The sequence below is a fragment of the Bradyrhizobium sp. HKCCYLRH3099 genome (assembly GCF_051167855.1).
GTDB lineage: Bacteria > Pseudomonadota > Alphaproteobacteria > Rhizobiales > Xanthobacteraceae > Bradyrhizobium.
On the sequence record NZ_JBNPTW010000006.1, the window covers coordinates 239,420 to 254,176 of the forward strand.

The 14,757-nt window shown below is 67.1% G+C and carries 14 protein-coding genes; 8 read left to right on the top strand and 6 right to left on the bottom strand.

What is annotated here, in order from left to right:
* Window positions 1–26: 26 nt before the first annotated feature.
* Complete coding sequence (locus ACQR1Y_RS15335) at window positions 27–1,277, bottom strand: class I SAM-dependent methyltransferase (protein WP_434875789.1); 1,251 nt, start codon at window positions 1,275–1,277, stop codon at window positions 27–29.
* A 389-nt stretch (window positions 1,278–1,666) separates the two neighbouring features.
* On the opposite strand from ACQR1Y_RS15335, the gene ACQR1Y_RS15340 reads away from it, so the two are divergent.
* Entirely contained in the window at window positions 1,667–2,386 is a 720-nt protein-coding gene (locus ACQR1Y_RS15340; protein WP_434875790.1) for a hypothetical protein, read from the top strand.
* Between the two features lie 57 nt (window positions 2,387–2,443).
* Here the strand turns inward: ACQR1Y_RS15340 and rplI are convergent, their stop codons facing one another.
* From rplI to rpsF, 4 genes are all read right to left on the bottom strand, one after another.
* The gene (gene rplI / locus ACQR1Y_RS15345; RefSeq protein WP_434861221.1) at window positions 2,444–3,034 is read right to left on the bottom strand and encodes a 50S ribosomal protein L9; all 591 of its coding nucleotides are present in this window, start codon (window positions 3,032–3,034) and stop codon (window positions 2,444–2,446) included.
* A 53-nt stretch (window positions 3,035–3,087) separates the two neighbouring features.
* The gene (locus tag ACQR1Y_RS15350) at window positions 3,088–4,035 is read right to left on the bottom strand and encodes a hypothetical protein (RefSeq protein ID WP_434875791.1); all 948 of its coding nucleotides are present in this window, start codon (window positions 4,033–4,035) and stop codon (window positions 3,088–3,090) included.
* 132 nt (window positions 4,036–4,167) lie between these two features.
* The gene (gene rpsR / locus ACQR1Y_RS15355; RefSeq protein WP_008963441.1) at window positions 4,168–4,407 is read right to left on the bottom strand and encodes a 30S ribosomal protein S18; all 240 of its coding nucleotides are present in this window, start codon (window positions 4,405–4,407) and stop codon (window positions 4,168–4,170) included.
* Window positions 4,408–4,412: 5 nt separating this feature from the next.
* Window positions 4,413–4,874, bottom strand: a complete 462-nt coding sequence (rpsF, locus tag ACQR1Y_RS15360; RefSeq protein ID WP_434861223.1) for a 30S ribosomal protein S6 — start codon at window positions 4,872–4,874, stop codon at window positions 4,413–4,415.
* 372 nt (window positions 4,875–5,246) lie between these two features.
* Here rpsF and fabD point away from each other — a divergent pair, with 372 nt between their 5' ends.
* The 7 genes from fabD to gmk all read left to right on the top strand — a co-directional run bounded on the left by fabD (window position 5,247) and on the right by gmk (window position 12,398).
* Window positions 5,247–6,206, top strand: coding sequence for an ACP S-malonyltransferase (gene fabD / locus ACQR1Y_RS15365; RefSeq protein WP_434875792.1), 960 nt, complete (start codon window positions 5,247–5,249; stop codon window positions 6,204–6,206).
* Window positions 6,207–6,240: 34 nt separating this feature from the next.
* Window positions 6,241–6,978, top strand: coding sequence for a 3-oxoacyl-[acyl-carrier-protein] reductase (gene fabG, locus ACQR1Y_RS15370; RefSeq protein ID WP_434861225.1), 738 nt, complete (start codon window positions 6,241–6,243; stop codon window positions 6,976–6,978).
* A 438-nt stretch (window positions 6,979–7,416) separates the two neighbouring features.
* The gene (locus tag ACQR1Y_RS15375) at window positions 7,417–7,656 is read left to right on the top strand and encodes an acyl carrier protein (protein WP_006610957.1); all 240 of its coding nucleotides are present in this window, start codon (window positions 7,417–7,419) and stop codon (window positions 7,654–7,656) included.
* A gap of 222 nt (window positions 7,657–7,878) precedes the next feature.
* Window positions 7,879–9,144, top strand: a complete 1,266-nt coding sequence (gene fabF / locus ACQR1Y_RS15380) for a beta-ketoacyl-ACP synthase II (protein ID WP_434875793.1) — start codon at window positions 7,879–7,881, stop codon at window positions 9,142–9,144.
* 298 nt (window positions 9,145–9,442) lie between these two features.
* Window positions 9,443–10,726: an endolytic transglycosylase MltG gene (mltG, locus tag ACQR1Y_RS15385; RefSeq protein ID WP_434875794.1), complete on the top strand. Its 1,284-nt coding sequence runs from the start codon at window positions 9,443–9,445 to the stop codon at window positions 10,724–10,726.
* Window positions 10,727–10,847: 121 nt separating this feature from the next.
* The gene (locus ACQR1Y_RS15390) at window positions 10,848–11,735 is read left to right on the top strand and encodes a YicC/YloC family endoribonuclease (protein ID WP_434861228.1); all 888 of its coding nucleotides are present in this window, start codon (window positions 10,848–10,850) and stop codon (window positions 11,733–11,735) included.
* Between the two features lie 3 nt (window positions 11,736–11,738).
* Entirely contained in the window at window positions 11,739–12,398 is a 660-nt protein-coding gene (gene gmk, locus ACQR1Y_RS15395) for a guanylate kinase (protein ID WP_434875795.1), read from the top strand.
* A 9-nt stretch (window positions 12,399–12,407) separates the two neighbouring features.
* On the opposite strand, the gene ACQR1Y_RS15400 is transcribed toward gmk, so the two are convergent.
* On the bottom strand, window positions 12,408–14,756 hold the full coding sequence (locus ACQR1Y_RS15400) for a hypothetical protein (protein WP_434875796.1): 2,349 nt from the start codon (window positions 14,754–14,756) through the stop codon (window positions 12,408–12,410).
* Window position 14,757 lies beyond the last annotated feature (1 nt).

Sequence of the window (14,757 nt, forward strand, 5' to 3'; positions counted from 1 at the left end):
GCCTGAGATTGAGGACGCCGCGCGTCCTACTCGCCCGCCATCCGCAACGCCGGCCGATAGCCCCGCTCGACGGCGCGCAGGCGCGCCTCCTCGCGATGGATGTAGTCGCGCGTCATCGGCACGATGCCCTGCCGCTTCGTCAGCTGGATCTGGAAGTTCATCATGTTCTGCTTGCGGAACGCCATTTCGGAGGCGGCAAGGTAGAACTCCCACATCCGCGCGAAGCGCTCGTCATAGAGCTGCACGGCGTCCTCGCGGCGGGCGATGAAGCGCTCGCGCCACGCCTTCAGCGTCTCGGCGTAATGCAGCCTGAGGATCTCGATGTCACACACCAGCAGGCCGGCGCGCTCGATCGCGGGCAGCACTTCCGAGAGCGCCGGAATGTAGCCGCCGGGGAAGATGTATTTGGCGATCCACGGATTGGTGGAATCCGGTCCCTCCGAGCGGCCGATCGAGTGCAGCAGCATCACGCCGTCGTCGTCGAGCAGCTCGGCGCAGCGGCGGAAGAACGTATCGTAGAACGCGACGCCGACATGCTCGAACATGCCGACCGAAACGATGCGGTCGAAGGTGCCGGGCACGTCGCGATAGTCCTGCAGCAGGAAGCGCGCGGATGCGGAGAGATCGCGCTCGGCCGCGCGGGTGTTGGCGACCTGCAATTGCTCGGACGACAGCGTGACGCCGGTGACGTCGGCGTTGCACATCTCCGCGAGGTAAAGTCCGAGCCCGCCCCAGCCGCAGCCGATGTCGAGGATCCGCTGGCCGGGATCGATCAGCAGCTTTGCCGCGAGGTGGCGCTTCTTGGCGAGCTGGGCGTCATCCAGCGTGGTGTCGGGCGTGTCGAAATAGGCGCAGGAGTATTGCCGGTCGGCATCGAGGAACAGCGCATAGAGCCGGCCGTCGAGATCGTAGTGATGCGCAACGTTTTGGCGCGACCGTGCCCGGATGTTGAGCTGGCGCAGATGCCGGACGAGGTAGCGCAGCCACCATTGCGGCTTGGCCCATTCCGGCATCACGGCCGGCTGGCTCATCACGATGGACAAGAGGTCCGTGATCGATCCGCGCTCGATCACGAACGTCCCGTCCATATAGGTCTCGCCGAGGGCGAGCTCGGGATTGACGAGCAGCCGGCGCTCGGCGTCCCGGGTCAGAAAACGCGCCGCCACGGAGACGCCGGTCCCGTCTCCGCAAGCGAAGGTAACACCGTCGGCGGTCGTGAAGCTGATCGACCCACGGCAGATAAAACGACTCAACAGACTACGCAGCAAACGGTCCATTCCCACCACCCAACGAGCTATCCCCGTGAGATGCTGACTTGCCCGGCCGTCGCACTCGACGCGTTGAGAACCGATTGGTTCCCATTCTACCTTTCCATATGTTAGTCAGCAGGCATAAAGCGTGCCATGGCCACGGACACAAAGCCGTTATTCCGAAATCACATGAGCACGGGACATCTCCGCGCAGGAACACATGTGCGCTTTCAATCCCGCCGCAATTCGCTAAAAAGGCCGCGGCCAACGGCCTTTGGGCCGGTGTCCGGCGGGGGAGCCGGGCCAGGTCTTCGAGGGTACGTCGTCGACGATTGCGAGACGGCGTGAAGGGAACACGGTTGCGGATGTCGCGCAGAACGGCGCCGTGTGGGCAGAACCATAGCTGGAGAATGAGAATGGTGGGCCGAGCGCTCAATTTGGCGACGGTGGTGGCTTTGTTCTGCATCGGCTTGGCCGGTGCGGCTGCGGCGCAGGAAAATCTCGACGCGGGCAAGAGCCCGGCGCAGATCTTCAACGGCACCTGCGTGGTCTGCCACAAATCACCGCGCGGTCTCGCCAAGAACACATCGCCGGGATCGCTGCCGGGCTTTCTGCGCCAGCACTATACCACCAGCCCCGAAATGGCCGGCGTGCTCGCCAACTACCTGATCTCCAATGGCGCCACCGATGCCCGCTACATGGGGCATTCGGGCAAGGACGCCCGCGAGACGCGCTCCGAGCGCCGCGCCCGGTCGGCCGCGACCGAGCCCGCCGAGGCGAAGCCGGAGGCCGATGGTGCTGCTCAGCAGGACGGTCGCCGCGGACACTATTCCAAGCGACGGTCGGCCCCGACCGAGGCCAAGCCGGAAGCAGGGGCTGAGCCGCCGGTGGCGGCGCCCGACGGCGAGGCGCGTCCGAAGAGCAAGGGCAAGCGCAAGAAGCCGGCCCAGGACGGTGCCTCCTCCGAGGACACGCCGAGCGAAGCGACCGGCGCGACCAGGGCGTCGGCCGTGCGCGGCGAGAGTGCGGCGCGCTCCGAGCCTCCCGCGCTGGAGACGCCGAAATCGAGCGATGCAGCGCCTGCGCTGCGTGCCGATCCGGTTCCGCCGGTGACGCCGGCGCCGGCCAAGGACTGAATGAAAAAAGCCCGGCTCGATGAGCCGGGCTTCGTTTTTTGGCAGATGCCGCGCTGCTTACTGCGCAGCCGGCTCGGCAGCGCCCTCGTCCTGGGCCTCCGGATCGAAGAACTCGCCGGCGGCGGCGATGGCTTCGGCGGCGGCGTCGAGGTCCTCCTGGCGGGTCGAGATGTCCTCGCCGCGCTTGATGCGCTCGGCCTCATCGGCGCTGCGGGCCACCGTCACGGTCACCGAGGTCTCGACCTCCGGGTGGATCGCGATGGTGATCTTCTGCTGGCCGATGGTCTTGATCGGCGCATCCAGCCAGACCTGCGGACGGCTGACGGTGATGCCGTCGGCGGCGAGGGCCGTGACGATGTCGCGGACCGAGACCGAGCCGAACAGCTGGCCGGATTCGGAGGCCTGGCGGATGATGACGATGTCGCGGCCGTCGATCTTCTCGGCAACCTTGGACGCCTCGCCCTTGGCCTTGATGTTGTTGGCCTCGAGCTCGGCCTTCATGCCCTCATACTTGGCCTTGTTCTCGGCGGTGGCCCGCAGCGCCTTCTTGCGCTTGAGCAGGAAGTTGCGGGCGAACCCGTCCTTGACCTTCACGATCTCGCCCATCTGGCCGAGCTTGGCGACGCGTTCCAGCAGAATGACTTCCATCGATGTTCTCCTTCAAGATGTTCGGAAGCGGTTGGTGTGTGTGGTTGGTTCTTTCAGGGCACCGGCAACGGCGGCGGCCGCCGCGGCCCAAACCGGTGGCGGAGGTCGAAGGCGGCGTCGGCGAGGCCGAGCGCGACCATGGCGAAGACAGGGATTGGCCAGATGAAGGTCAGCATCAGCGCATAGGCGAGGCCGAGCCAGAGCGGGCGGGTTCGCAGCGGCAAGGTCAGCGTATGCAGCACGGCAAAGCCAGTGAGCGCATAGGCTGTCAGCAGCGCCGCCGCGGCGATCCGCGCCAGCAGCCCGATCAGGCCGTCCGGGAAGCAGAAGGCGATGATGGCGAACAGCGCGGGGAGCGTCATCACCGGCAGCTTGGTCTCGCGCAGACGCGGCCATGGGCGCATCAGCCGGCCGGAGATCGCGGTGATCTTGGCGGCGATCACCACGTTCAGCGTTAGCACCGTGGTCATGATCATCGCGACCATCATCGGCGCCAGGAAGACCAGCAGGTCGAGAAGCCGGGGGATGTCGACGCCGTCGGGCGCACCGGTCCTGGCCAGCACGCGTTCCAGCATTCGCCTGAAGGATTGATTCGTGGCCGTCGCATCCGTCCCGAAGGCGAACGCGATGATCAGTGCGGCGATCACGGCGATCCAAAGCAGGATATGGCCCGCCGGATACCATTCGACGAAGTCCTGACCCGATGGGCCGGTCGTCGTCCGGCCGAGCAGGATCAGGTGGCCGAGCCACCAGGCGGGAAGGGCAACGGAGATCGCAAAGATCTCGGCGCGCGTAAAGCTGAAGGCGGCCAGAACGCAGGCCGTCGCGAACAGCCCGCCGATGACGGCGCAGAGGCGGCCCCAGGTGATGCCGGCGACCAGCAATGGAACGGGAGCGAACAGCGCGAGCACGATCGACATCATCACGCCCGACATCGTCGAGGCGAACATGACAGCGGAGGCAGCGCCTGCCGCGAGCGCGATGAGAATCTGTGCGATCATCAGCTGTCCCGCTCCCTTCGAGCGGTTAGAGGCGACGGGGCCCCAACCATCGGCGACCGGACGACCCGGAAGCCTTATGAGAATTCGAGAAAGAGAACCGGCGGCGCGAGGCCGCCGGTCTCGGGTCCACTATCAGCGGATGACGTAGGGCAGCAGGCCGAGGAAGCGGGCGCGCTTGATGGCGCGGGCCAGCTCACGCTGCTTCTTGGCCGAGACGGCCGTGATGCGGCTCGGCACGATCTTGCCGCGCTCGGAGACGTAGCGCATGAGCAGCTTCGAATCCTTGTAATCGATCTTCGGCGCGTTCGGGCCCGAGAACGGGCAGGTCTTGCGGCGGCGGAAGAACGGGCGACGTGCGGGGGCTTCAGCCATTGATCTTACTCCTCGTCCGCAGTTTCTTCGTCACGGGGCCGGCGCGGGCCACGATCGCCACGGTCACCGCGATCGCCACGGAAGCCGCCGCCATCGCGCTCACCACGGAAGCCACCGCCACGGTCGTCGCGCTCACGGTCGCGATCGGCCTTGCGCATCATCGCCGACGGGCCTTCCTCGAGCTCCTCGACGCGGACGCTGAGGTAGCGGATGACGTCCTCGCTGATCCGCTCCTGGCGCTCGATCTCGGCGATCGCCGCGGACGGCGCGTCGATGTTGAGCAGCACGAAGTGCGCCTTGCGGTTCTTGTTCATGCGGTAGGTGAGGGAGCGAACGCCCCAATTCTCGGTCTTCGTGACCTTACCGCCGAGACCCTCGACGATACCGGTCATCTGAGCCGTCAGTTCTTCCACCTGCTGGGTGCTCGCGTCCTGACGCGCGAGGAAAACATGCTCGTAAAGCGGCATGGCTGTCCTTTCCAAGTTGGCGCAAATCCCGGCGTCAAGCCCTTCGAGACCTTGTGGAAAGGACTCGCAGACGTCAGCTCAGAAGGCGGGAACACGGGACGACGGGCCGACTGGCCCTGCCACATCAAAGCCGCCTGGACGTCCTGGAGGTTGGAATTCCCCAAGATGAAGCAAAGCGATTTTGCTGGGACCGTCCGTTCAGCTCCCGGCTCGGGATTCACGGATGGCGGGCCTTATACCGATTTTCGCAGCCGAGGCAAGGGAAAGTGGTCGAAATGCGCCCGTCGCGCGCTTGACATCACGGGGCCGGCCAGTGTCTTTCCGGCCAAAGTTACTCAATTCCAGGGATTTTGGAACGTTCAGGGAGCGGCCATGACGGCAGCATTCACTTTTCCGGGGCAGGGGTCCCAGGCCGTCGGCATGGGCAAGGCGCTCGCGGACGCATTTCCGGCGGCTCGCGCCGTGTTCGACGAGGTCGACGCCGCGCTCGGCGAGAAGCTGACCGCGACGATCTGGGAAGGCCCCGCCGAAACCTTGCAGCTGACCGAAAATGCCCAGCCGGCCCTGATGGCGGTGTCGATGGCGACCCTGCGCGTGCTGGAGACCGAGGCCGGGTTCGCGGTCGGCCGCGACGCCGCCTTCGTGGCAGGCCATTCGCTCGGCGAGTATTCGGCGCTGGCCGCCGCCGGCAGTCTGACGATCGCCGATACCGCCCGCCTGCTGCGGACGCGCGGGCTGGCCATGCAGAAGGCTGTTCCCGTGGGTGTCGGCGCCATGGCTGCGCTGCTGGGGATGGATTACGAGGCGGCGGTGGCTGTCGCCGAGGAGGCGGCCCAGGGCGAGGTCTGCCAGGCAGCCAATGACAATGGCGGTGGCCAGGTGGTGGTGTCCGGCAACAAAGCTGCCGTTGACCGCGCCGTGGAGATCGCACGCGGCAAGGGCGCCAAGCGCGCCATGCTGCTGCCGGTCTCCGCGCCCTTCCACTGCCAGTTGATGCAGCCGGCTGCGGACGTCATGGCCGAGGCGCTGGCGAGGGTCACGATCAAGGCTCCGGCCGCGCCGCTGGTGTCCAACGTCCTGGCCGCGCCGATCAGTGATCCCGAGGAGATTCGCCGGCGCCTGGTCGAGCAGGTCACGGGAACGGTGCGCTGGCGCGAATCGGTCGCCTATATGGCGGGTCAGGGCGTCACGCGCTTCTTCGAGATCGGCGCCGGCAAGGTGCTGAGCGGGCTGGTCAAGCGGATCGCCGACGGCGCGGTCGGCGTCGCCGTCGGCGGGCCGGCGGATATTGCGGCGGCGAAGGATGCGCTGGCCGCGGCGAAGGCATCGTAAGAGGCTGCGTCAAAGCGGCAGTGAGGAGAGTTGAATGTTCGATCTGAGTGGCAGGACCGCACTGGTGACCGGCGCGACCGGCGGCATCGGCAATGCGATCGCCAAGGCGATGCATGCCCAGGGTGCGACCGTGGCCATCTCCGGCACGCGCCGCGAGGTGTTGGAGACGCTGGCGGGCGAGCTGGGCAGTCGTGTGCACGTGCTGCCTTGCAACCTGTCGGACGCGGCCGAGGTCGAGGCTCTGGTTCCGGCGGCCGAGCAGGCCATGGGACAGCTCGACATTCTCGTCGCTAACGCCGGAATCACCCGGGACAACCTGTTCGTGCAGCTGCGCGACGAGGACTGGGACGAGGTCATCAAGGTCAATCTGACCGCCACCTTCCGGCTGTCGCGCGCCGCGACCAAGCTGATGATGCGCAAGCGCTTCGGCCGCATCATCGCGATCACCTCGATCGTCGGCGTCACCGGCAATCCGGGGCAGGGCAACTACACCGCGTCCAAGGCGGGCATCATCGGCATGATCAAGACGCTCGGCGCCGAATACGCCAAGCGTGGCGTCACGGCGAACTGCATCGCCCCCGGCTTCATCAAGACGCCGATGACGGACGCGCTCAACGACAAGCAGCGCGAGAGCATTCTTGCCAAGGTGCCCGCCGCCCGACTCGGGACTCCCGAGGATATTGCTGCAGCTGCGGTGTATCTCGCCTCCAACGAGGCCGGCTACGTGACCGGCCAGACCATTCACGTCAACGGCGGGATGGCCATGATCTAACCGGCGTCCACGGGGCGGAATGCGGCGAAAAAACGTCGCATCGGCCGCCCCGGACGCCGTGGGCAATGATTCGCGTGTATGGTAACCGGAGCACTCACGGCGGACCGAAGAACGCCATTGCAGGATTTCGAAACCCTGTATATTGGCGGGGCGAGCTGCCATCGTTCGCCGGGCCTCCGACGGCTGGTGCTGCTGATCCGGGTTCCTGTTTGAGCGCTCGGGGTTGGAGGCGTACCGGACTCAAGGAGTCCTCAGGATTGGAGTTTGTGAGTGGCCCCGTTTCCGAAGTTTTCGGACCGCAAGTTGTCCGCCAAACTTCGGTAAAGGGGCGCTGCGGGGCAAATCTGGTTTTGCGCGATCGCGAAGGAAGTTTAACGGCCGGGGTGACGCGGATCATCCGGGGGTCGGGTCTTAAAGGAACAAGCACGAGGTTGAACGATGAGTGAGATTGGCGAGCGGGTTAAGAAGATCGTGGTCGAACACCTTGGTGTCGAGCCCGAGAAAGTGGTCGACAACGCGAGCTTCATCGACGATCTCGGTGCTGACAGCCTCGATACCGTCGAGCTCGTGATGGCGTTCGAGGAAGAGTTCGGTTGCGAGATTCCGGACGACGCCGCCGAGACGATCCTCACGGTCGGCGACGCCACCAAGTTCCTCGAGAAGAACGCCAAGAGCTGACGCTCACGGCGAGAGTTCTTTGAAACCGGCCGATCGTCACGCGCGGTCGACCGGTTTCTTGCTGTTGGCGGCGTTGTTGCGGCTGCTGCCGCCAGCCACCGGCGTACGACCAGCAAGCTCCGTCATGCGCCGGGAGAGTGTTGCTCGAAACGATGACCCGAGGCGCAGGTGTCGGCCGCGAGCCCACCGGTTGCGCGCGAGGGCTGTTCTGGAGAAACGGATATGAGGCGGGTTGTCGTCACGGGCCTTGGCATGGTTTCGCCGCTTGGCTGCGGGGTGGAAACGACCTGGCAGCGGATCCTCCAGGGCAAGAGCGGCGCCCGCGTGATCGAGACGTTCGACGTTTCCGATCTGCCGGCCAAGGTGGCCTGCCAGGTGCCGCGTGGTGATGGCACGGACGGCACCTTCAATGCTGATCAGTGGATGGAGCCGAAGGACCAGCGCAAGGTCGACGACTTCATCATCTTCGCGATGGCTGCGGCGCGCCAGGCGCTCGATGACGCCAACTGGCATCCTGCGACCGAAGAGGACCGCTGTGCTACGGGCACGCTGATCGGTTCCGGTATCGGCGGTCTCTCCGGCATCGCCGACACCGCGATCCTCCTGAAGGAGCGCGGCCCGCGCAAGGTTTCGCCGTTCTTCATTCCCGGACGTCTCATCAACCTGGCCTCGGGCTATGTCTCGATCGAGCACGGGCTGAAGGGGCCGAACCATTCGGTGGTCACCGCCTGTTCGACCGGGGCTCACGCGATCGGCGACGCGAGTCGTCTGATTGCGCTCGGCGATGCCGACGTCATGGTCGCGGGGGGCACGGAGTCGCCGATCTGCCGGATCGGCATGGCCGGCTTCTGCGCGGCGCGGGCGCTGTCGACGGGCTTCAACGAGACCCCGGAGCGGGCCTCGCGTCCCTATGACAAGGATCGCGACGGCTTCGTCATGGGCGAGGGCGCCGGCGTGGTCGTGCTCGAGGAGTATGAGCATGCGAAGGCGCGCGGCGCGCGGATCTACGCCGAGGTCTGCGGCTACGGCCTGTCGGGCGACGCCTATCACATCACCTCGCCGTCTCCGGATGGCGATGGCGGCTTCCGCAGCATGAGCGCGGCGATGAAGCGCGCCGGAATCACCGCCGCCGACATCGACTACATCAACGCCCACGGCACCTCGACTCAGGTCGGCGACGAGATCGAACTCGGCGCCGTCGAACGCCTTCTCGGCAACGCCGCGTCGAAGATCTCGATGTCCTCGACGAAGTCCTCGATCGGGCATCTGCTGGGAGCTGCCGGCGCGGTCGAAGCGATCTTCAGCATTCTCGCGATTCGGGATAACATCGCGCCGCCGACGATCAATCTCGAGAACCCGTCGGTCGAGACCGCGATCGACCTCGTCCCGCACACGCCTCGCAAGCGCGAGATCAACGTGGCGCTGTCGAACTCGTTTGGTTTCGGCGGCACCAATGCGTCGGTGATCCTGCGGCGCGTGGTGAACTAGTGCGGAAGGACGGACTGCCGCTTGGGCCCGTTATCTCTTGGTCACGCGGATATCCGACTGCAGCCACACTAGAACCCAAGACTTCGCGTGTGTTGACTTCGCGTGTCTTGACTTCGCATGTCTTTCGCCGATCGGACGCTGGCCGACGCGGGAGGCAGATGCGCACGGCGGCAAGGCCCGGCGTAAACACCTTTTCGCCGTATTCGATGACGAATCGTTAGGATGGGCGTGGACTTCAGGTCGCTTGCGTGGGGAGCGCACGGCCGCGACGAGAGCGACAGGACTGAAGGTTGCATCGATGAGTGAACGGCCGCCCATCTCGCCCCGTAGTCCGCGCGCAGCGCTGGAGCCCGAACGCGTGCCGCCGCCGCCGCGGCGCTCGGAGCGCGCCCGCAATCCGTTCGTTGTCGTGGGCAATGCGATCATCACGCTGCTGTTGTTCGCGATGCTCGGCGCCGGCGCCGCCTACTACTACGGGCGGCAGATCCTGGAGACGGCCGGACCGCTGCAGGAGGACAAGATCGTCAACATTCCGCAGCGTGCCGGCAAACGCGACATTGCCGACGTGCTCGCGCGTGAGGGCGTCATCGACGTCAATCCCTGGATCTTCATCGGCGGCGTGTACGCACTGAAGGCGAGTTCCGACCTCAAGCCGGGCGAGTATGCATTCCAGAAGAACGCATCGCTGCGCGACGTCATCGGCGTGATCGTCGAGGGCAAGGTCGTCCAGCATTCGGTCACGGTGCCCGAAGGTTTGACCTCGGAGCAGATCGTCGCCCGCCTGTCCGAGAACGAGATCTTCACCGGCAGCGTGCGCGAGATTCCGCGCGAGGGAACGCTGCTGCCCGAGACCTACAAGTTCCCGCGCGGCACCAGCCGCGATCAGGTGATCCAGCGCATGCAGCAGGCGCAGAAGCGCGTGCTGGCCGAGATCTGGGAGCGCCGCAGCGCGGACCTTCCGGTGAAGACGCCCGAGCAACTGGTCACCCTTGCTTCGATCGTCGAGAAGGAAACCGGCAAGCCGGACGAGCGCAGCCGTGTCGCCGCGGTGTTCGTGAACCGGCTCAAGCAGAGGATCAAGCTGCAGTCCGATCCGACCATCATCTATGGCCTGGTCGGCGGCAAGGGAACGCTGGGGCGCCCGATCAAGCGTAGCGAGATCACGCAGCCATCGCCTTACAATACCTATGTGATCGAGGGCCTGCCGCCCGGGCCGATCTCGAATCCCGGCCGCGCTTCGCTCGAGGCGACCGCGAATCCGGCGCGCACGCGTGATCTCTATTTCGTCGCCGACGGCACCGGCGGCCACGCCTTCACCGAGACCTACGACCTGCATCAGAAGAACGTCGCCAAGCTCCGGGCGATGGAACGGCAGACCCAGAACGACACAGTCGAACCGGACGAGGCGCCGGCCCCGGCCGTCGCGGGCTCGCCGGTGGATCCGGCTGCCGGAGCGGCGTCCCCGCGAACGCCGGCCGGCGCCAAGAAGCCGCCGGCCAATCGCGCAACGGGCGGCGCTGCGCCCGCCAACGGCGCGCGGCAGGGCGCGGCCCAGCCGAGCCCGCCGGTCGTTCAGCAATAATTTCCCACGCAGGCCGGCCGCGCAGAACCGGGCTTAACATTTGCCCAAAAGACCGTAAGGTTCGCGCACTTTTGGCGGGCGAGTCTGTCGCCCGTGCTGATCTGCCGGAGACATTGACGAAATGGCGCTGTCGAGCATGACCGGCTTTGCCCGTCACCACGGGGCAAGCGGTCCCTACTCGTTCGAGTGGGAGTTGAAGTCCGTCAACGCCAAGGGATTGGACGTCCGGGTGCGGCTGCCGCAGGGCTGGGACGAGGTCGAGGCCTTCGCGAAGAAGCGAGCCACCGAGGTGCTGTCGCGCGGCACCGTCTATGCAAACCTCACCGTCAAGCGCACCGAGACCGGCTCGACGGTGCGCATCAACGAGGACGTGCTGGCGGCGGTCGTGAAGGTCGCGAGCTCGCTGTCCGGCCGCATCGACGCGGTCGCGCCGAGCATCGACGGGCTGCTGTCGATCAAGGGCGTCATCGAAGTGGCGGAGCCGGAGACCGACGAGGCCGAGGAGAAGGCCGCCAAGGACGCCGCGATCGCGGCGTTCGAGACCGGGCTGAAGCACCTCGTCGAGATGCGCCGGCGAGAGGGAGATTCGCTGGGCCAGATCCTGAACCAGCGCGTCGATGAGATCGAGGCGCTGGCGAAGCGGGCGGAAGCGTCGCCCGGCCGCAAGCCCGAGGCGATCAAGGCACGGCTCGCCGAACAGGTCGCGGCCCTGCTCGAGACATCCGACCGTTTCGATCCCGATCGCCTTGCGCAGGAGGCGCTGCTGATCGCGGCCAAGGCCGACGTGCGCGAGGAGCTCGACCGCATCGCCTCGCACATCGCGCAGGCGCGCGAGATGCTCGGCAAGGGCGGACCGGTCGGCCGCCGGCTCGACTTCCTGTCCCAGGAATTCCATCGCGAGGTCAACACCACCTGCTCGAAGTCGAACGACATCGAGCTGACCAATATCGGCCTCGAGTTGAAGACTGTGGTCGAGCAGTTTCGCGAACAGGTTCAGAATCTGGAGTGATCCATGGCGGCTCACGACGGAAGCTTCGATGGAGTTGAGCGGCGCGGCCTGATGTTCGTGCTGTCGTCGCCGTCCGGCGCCGGCAAGACGACCTTGTCGCGCCTGCTGATCGATCGCATGCCCGGACTGCAGATGTCGGTCTCGGCGACGACGCGGCCGATGCGGCCGGGCGAGGTCGACGGCCGCGACTATCACTTCGTCGACCGCGCGCGCTTCGAGGAAATGGTCAAGCGCAGCGAGCTGCTCGAATGGGCGACCGTGTTCGACAACCGCTACGGCACGCCGCGCGGTCCGGTCGAGGCCGCGCTCTCGGCCGGCAAGGACGTGCTGTTCGACATCGACTGGCAGGGCACGCAGCAGCTGCGCGAGAAGGCCCGGCAGGACGTCGTCAGCGTGTTCATCCTGCCACCGTCTGCCGCTGATCTGGAAAAGCGGCTGCACACGCGGGCGCAGGATTCGCACGAGGTCATCCGCGGGCGGATGAGCCGCGCCAGCCATGAGATGAGCCACTGGGCGGAGTACGACTACATCGTCATCAACCGCAACGTCGACGATGCCTTCGCCGAGGTGCAGTCGATCCTCAAGGCCGAGCGGCTGAAGCGTGAGCGGCGCACCGGGCTGACGACGTTCGTACGCGAACTGCAGAGCCAGCTCGACAGCTGAAGCGCTTCGTCAGGCCCGGCGGCCGAGGCGCGCCAGGATATCCTGGATGCCGTCGAGCGACTCGTCGTGCTGAATGCTGTGCGCGCGCGGCCGCAGCGCCTGCGGTCGCGGGATGAAGTCGAGCGGCGGCGAGGCCGGATCCTCGAACGGCGCGGGAGCGAATTGCGGACGCCGCTGCTGAACCGGTTGCTGCCGCTGTGGCTGCGGCTGTTGCCGCTGTGGCTGCTGCTGCCGTTGCGGCGGTGGCTGCCGCTCCACGGCAGTCGGTGCGGCGGGTATGCTGGACCGTGACTCCAACATGCTCAACAACTGAGCCGCCGGATCTTCGTGGAAGTGGGCAACGGTCTGCGGCGGCTCGGGCGCCGACGTCTCGGGCGTGTCCTGCGCCGTGTCCGGCTCCAGTTCATCTTCGGGCAGTGAGAACCGCGACTGTAGCAGATTGATCAGCGCCGCCGCGGGATCGTCGAGCTCGTCGTCCTCAGCGGACGCGGGCGCGTTCGACATCGGCATCCGCCCGGCCGGGGTGTCGTGCTCCTGGCCGTCCCGCTCATAGGTCGGCTGCCGCGCGGCATGGGCGCGAAGTGTCTCGATGAGCGCAGCGGCCGGATCGCCTGACTGAGCAGCCTCAGGTGCAGCCATGGCCTGAGCCGGGATGAGGGGAGCGGGCTGTCCGGCTTCCTCTCTGCCGTCCCGGAAGCGATCGATGAGATGCTGGGCGGCCTGCATCGTCTGCACCGCGGCAACATCGGCCGCCGGCTGCGGGGCCACCTGGGTCGTGGCGCCGGCAGCAGGGCGCGCGGCACCGGCTTCGTCTGGACCAGATTGAGCCGCGCGCCGCTTGGCGGCGCGCGACACCAGCAGGGCCGCGATGACCTTGGCGGCGTCCACCGGCGCGCCGCCGCCGGCTGCAGGGCCGGCTTCGCCCGCGCGGGCCTTGCGCAGGGCTGAAACGATTTCGCCCACGTCGACCGGTGCCGGTGGGGCGGATGCGGGTTCTGGCGCTGGGGCAGGCGCGAACGGCATGGCCGCTTGGTTCGGGGGCGGACCGGCCGGCGCACCTCTCTGTGCGTTCGGCCAGGGCTCTACCGGCGGCATCGGCGCGGTGTGGTAGGGCGGACTTTGCGGACCGCTTGCGGCCGGGGCGTTGCCGGCTGGGATCGGGGGGGCCGCGATCTTCGCGTTGGCGGCCTGGGCGGCTGCCATCTGGATTGCGGCGATCTGGGCCGCCGTCATTTGCGTCCGTGGCGCGGGTGCAAGAGGGGCTGTTGCGAACGGTTGTGCGTCGGGCGTCGGTGCTGGTCGTGCCGCGTCCACGGGCCCGCCATGCGACGGGATGCGGTCGGCGAGTTGATCGACGGCCTGCCAAACCGCCTCGTCGTTGGCCTGTGTCCGCTGCATCTCGTCGGCTGCGTCGCGGTCACGCCGGCGCGCCGCCAGCGCGGGATGGTCCTGTTGAGGGGCCGGATGGGCAGGGCGGTACACGCGGGGATCGACCGGCTCCGGGTCGGCCGCGGACAGCCGCGCGCTGGCGAGGTCGAGCGCCGACTGCGGCGGATAAGAGCTGCGTCCGCTGCCCGCCGGGGCCGCTGAGCCGCCGCGGTTTCCGCGCATGGCGGTTTGCGTCGCGGTGTGCGTTTTGGGCCGCGACTTCATGCGGCCACGTCGCGCTCTTGCGTCCGCGTGCCAGCTGCCGTTGCGCCGCCGCTGCCGTCCCATCCGGCTGAGCCGGTAGAGCGCGCTTGCCAGCAGGCCGGAGATCGCCAGCGCGCCGATCACGACCAGCATCAGCACATGGATCGGCGCTTCCGGCTTGGACGACTTCGCGGGCGAGATGATCGGACCATCCGCTGACGGCGGCGTGTTGGCGTCCGGGTCGAGGTTGCCATCGTCGGCCATCGCCGCGGGAGCGACGCCGGTGGTCGTGGGCTCAGCCGGTTGCGGTGGTGCGGAGGACCAGGGTGAGGTGTCGAGGTTGCGCGGCAGGCTGGCGTCCGACGCGGTGAGCGTCGTCGGCGTGATCGCAACGTTTTGCGGCCGCGGCGTGCCTCGCACGGCAAGGTCGGTGCGCAGGCGCGGCTGCGGCGTCTCGGCGAGCGCGTCGCTGCTGCGTACCACCGGACCGTCGGCGCGCTTCGGCGTCAGCTTCGGTGGCGCGGGCTGGGCGAAATCCCACGGCGCCGGCTGCTGCCCGGCGCGCACGGGAGCCGTCGTGTTGCCGTTGGCATCCTTCAGGTACCAGCAGCGGCGGTTGGTGCCGCGGTCGAAGCGGTAATACCAGCGCTGCGCATCGGTTTTCTCGCCGGTGGGCTCGGTCAGACAGTCCTCGGCAGCGACGACGGCGCGCGGCACCACCAGCACA

What these genes read in the sequence shown, in the direction of transcription:
- ACQR1Y_RS15390 (WP_434861228.1), top strand. Translation starts at nt 10,848, where the DNA reads ATGGCGCTGTCGAGCATGACCGGCTTTGCCCGTCACCACGGGGCAAGC.
- rpsF (WP_434861223.1), bottom strand. Translation starts at nt 4,874, where the DNA reads ATGCCGCTTTACGAGCATGTTTTCCTCGCGCGTCAGGACGCGAGCACC.
- ACQR1Y_RS15350 (WP_434875791.1), bottom strand. Translation starts at nt 4,035, where the DNA reads ATGATCGCACAGATTCTCATCGCGCTCGCGGCAGGCGCTGCCTCCGCT.
- ACQR1Y_RS15340 (WP_434875790.1), top strand. Translation starts at nt 1,667, where the DNA reads ATGGTGGGCCGAGCGCTCAATTTGGCGACGGTGGTGGCTTTGTTCTGC.
- gmk (WP_434875795.1), top strand. Translation starts at nt 11,739, where the DNA reads ATGGCGGCTCACGACGGAAGCTTCGATGGAGTTGAGCGGCGCGGCCTG.
- ACQR1Y_RS15335 (WP_434875789.1), bottom strand. Translation starts at nt 1,277, where the DNA reads ATGGACCGTTTGCTGCGTAGTCTGTTGAGTCGTTTTATCTGCCGTGGG.
- mltG (WP_434875794.1), top strand. Translation starts at nt 9,443, where the DNA reads ATGAGTGAACGGCCGCCCATCTCGCCCCGTAGTCCGCGCGCAGCGCTG.
- fabD (WP_434875792.1), top strand. Translation starts at nt 5,247, where the DNA reads ATGACGGCAGCATTCACTTTTCCGGGGCAGGGGTCCCAGGCCGTCGGC.
- rpsR (WP_008963441.1), bottom strand. Translation starts at nt 4,407, where the DNA reads ATGGCTGAAGCCCCCGCACGTCGCCCGTTCTTCCGCCGCCGCAAGACC.
- ACQR1Y_RS15375 (WP_006610957.1), top strand. Translation starts at nt 7,417, where the DNA reads ATGAGTGAGATTGGCGAGCGGGTTAAGAAGATCGTGGTCGAACACCTT.
- rplI (WP_434861221.1), bottom strand. Translation starts at nt 3,034, where the DNA reads ATGGAAGTCATTCTGCTGGAACGCGTCGCCAAGCTCGGCCAGATGGGC.
- fabG (WP_434861225.1), top strand. Translation starts at nt 6,241, where the DNA reads ATGTTCGATCTGAGTGGCAGGACCGCACTGGTGACCGGCGCGACCGGC.
- fabF (WP_434875793.1), top strand. Translation starts at nt 7,879, where the DNA reads ATGAGGCGGGTTGTCGTCACGGGCCTTGGCATGGTTTCGCCGCTTGGC.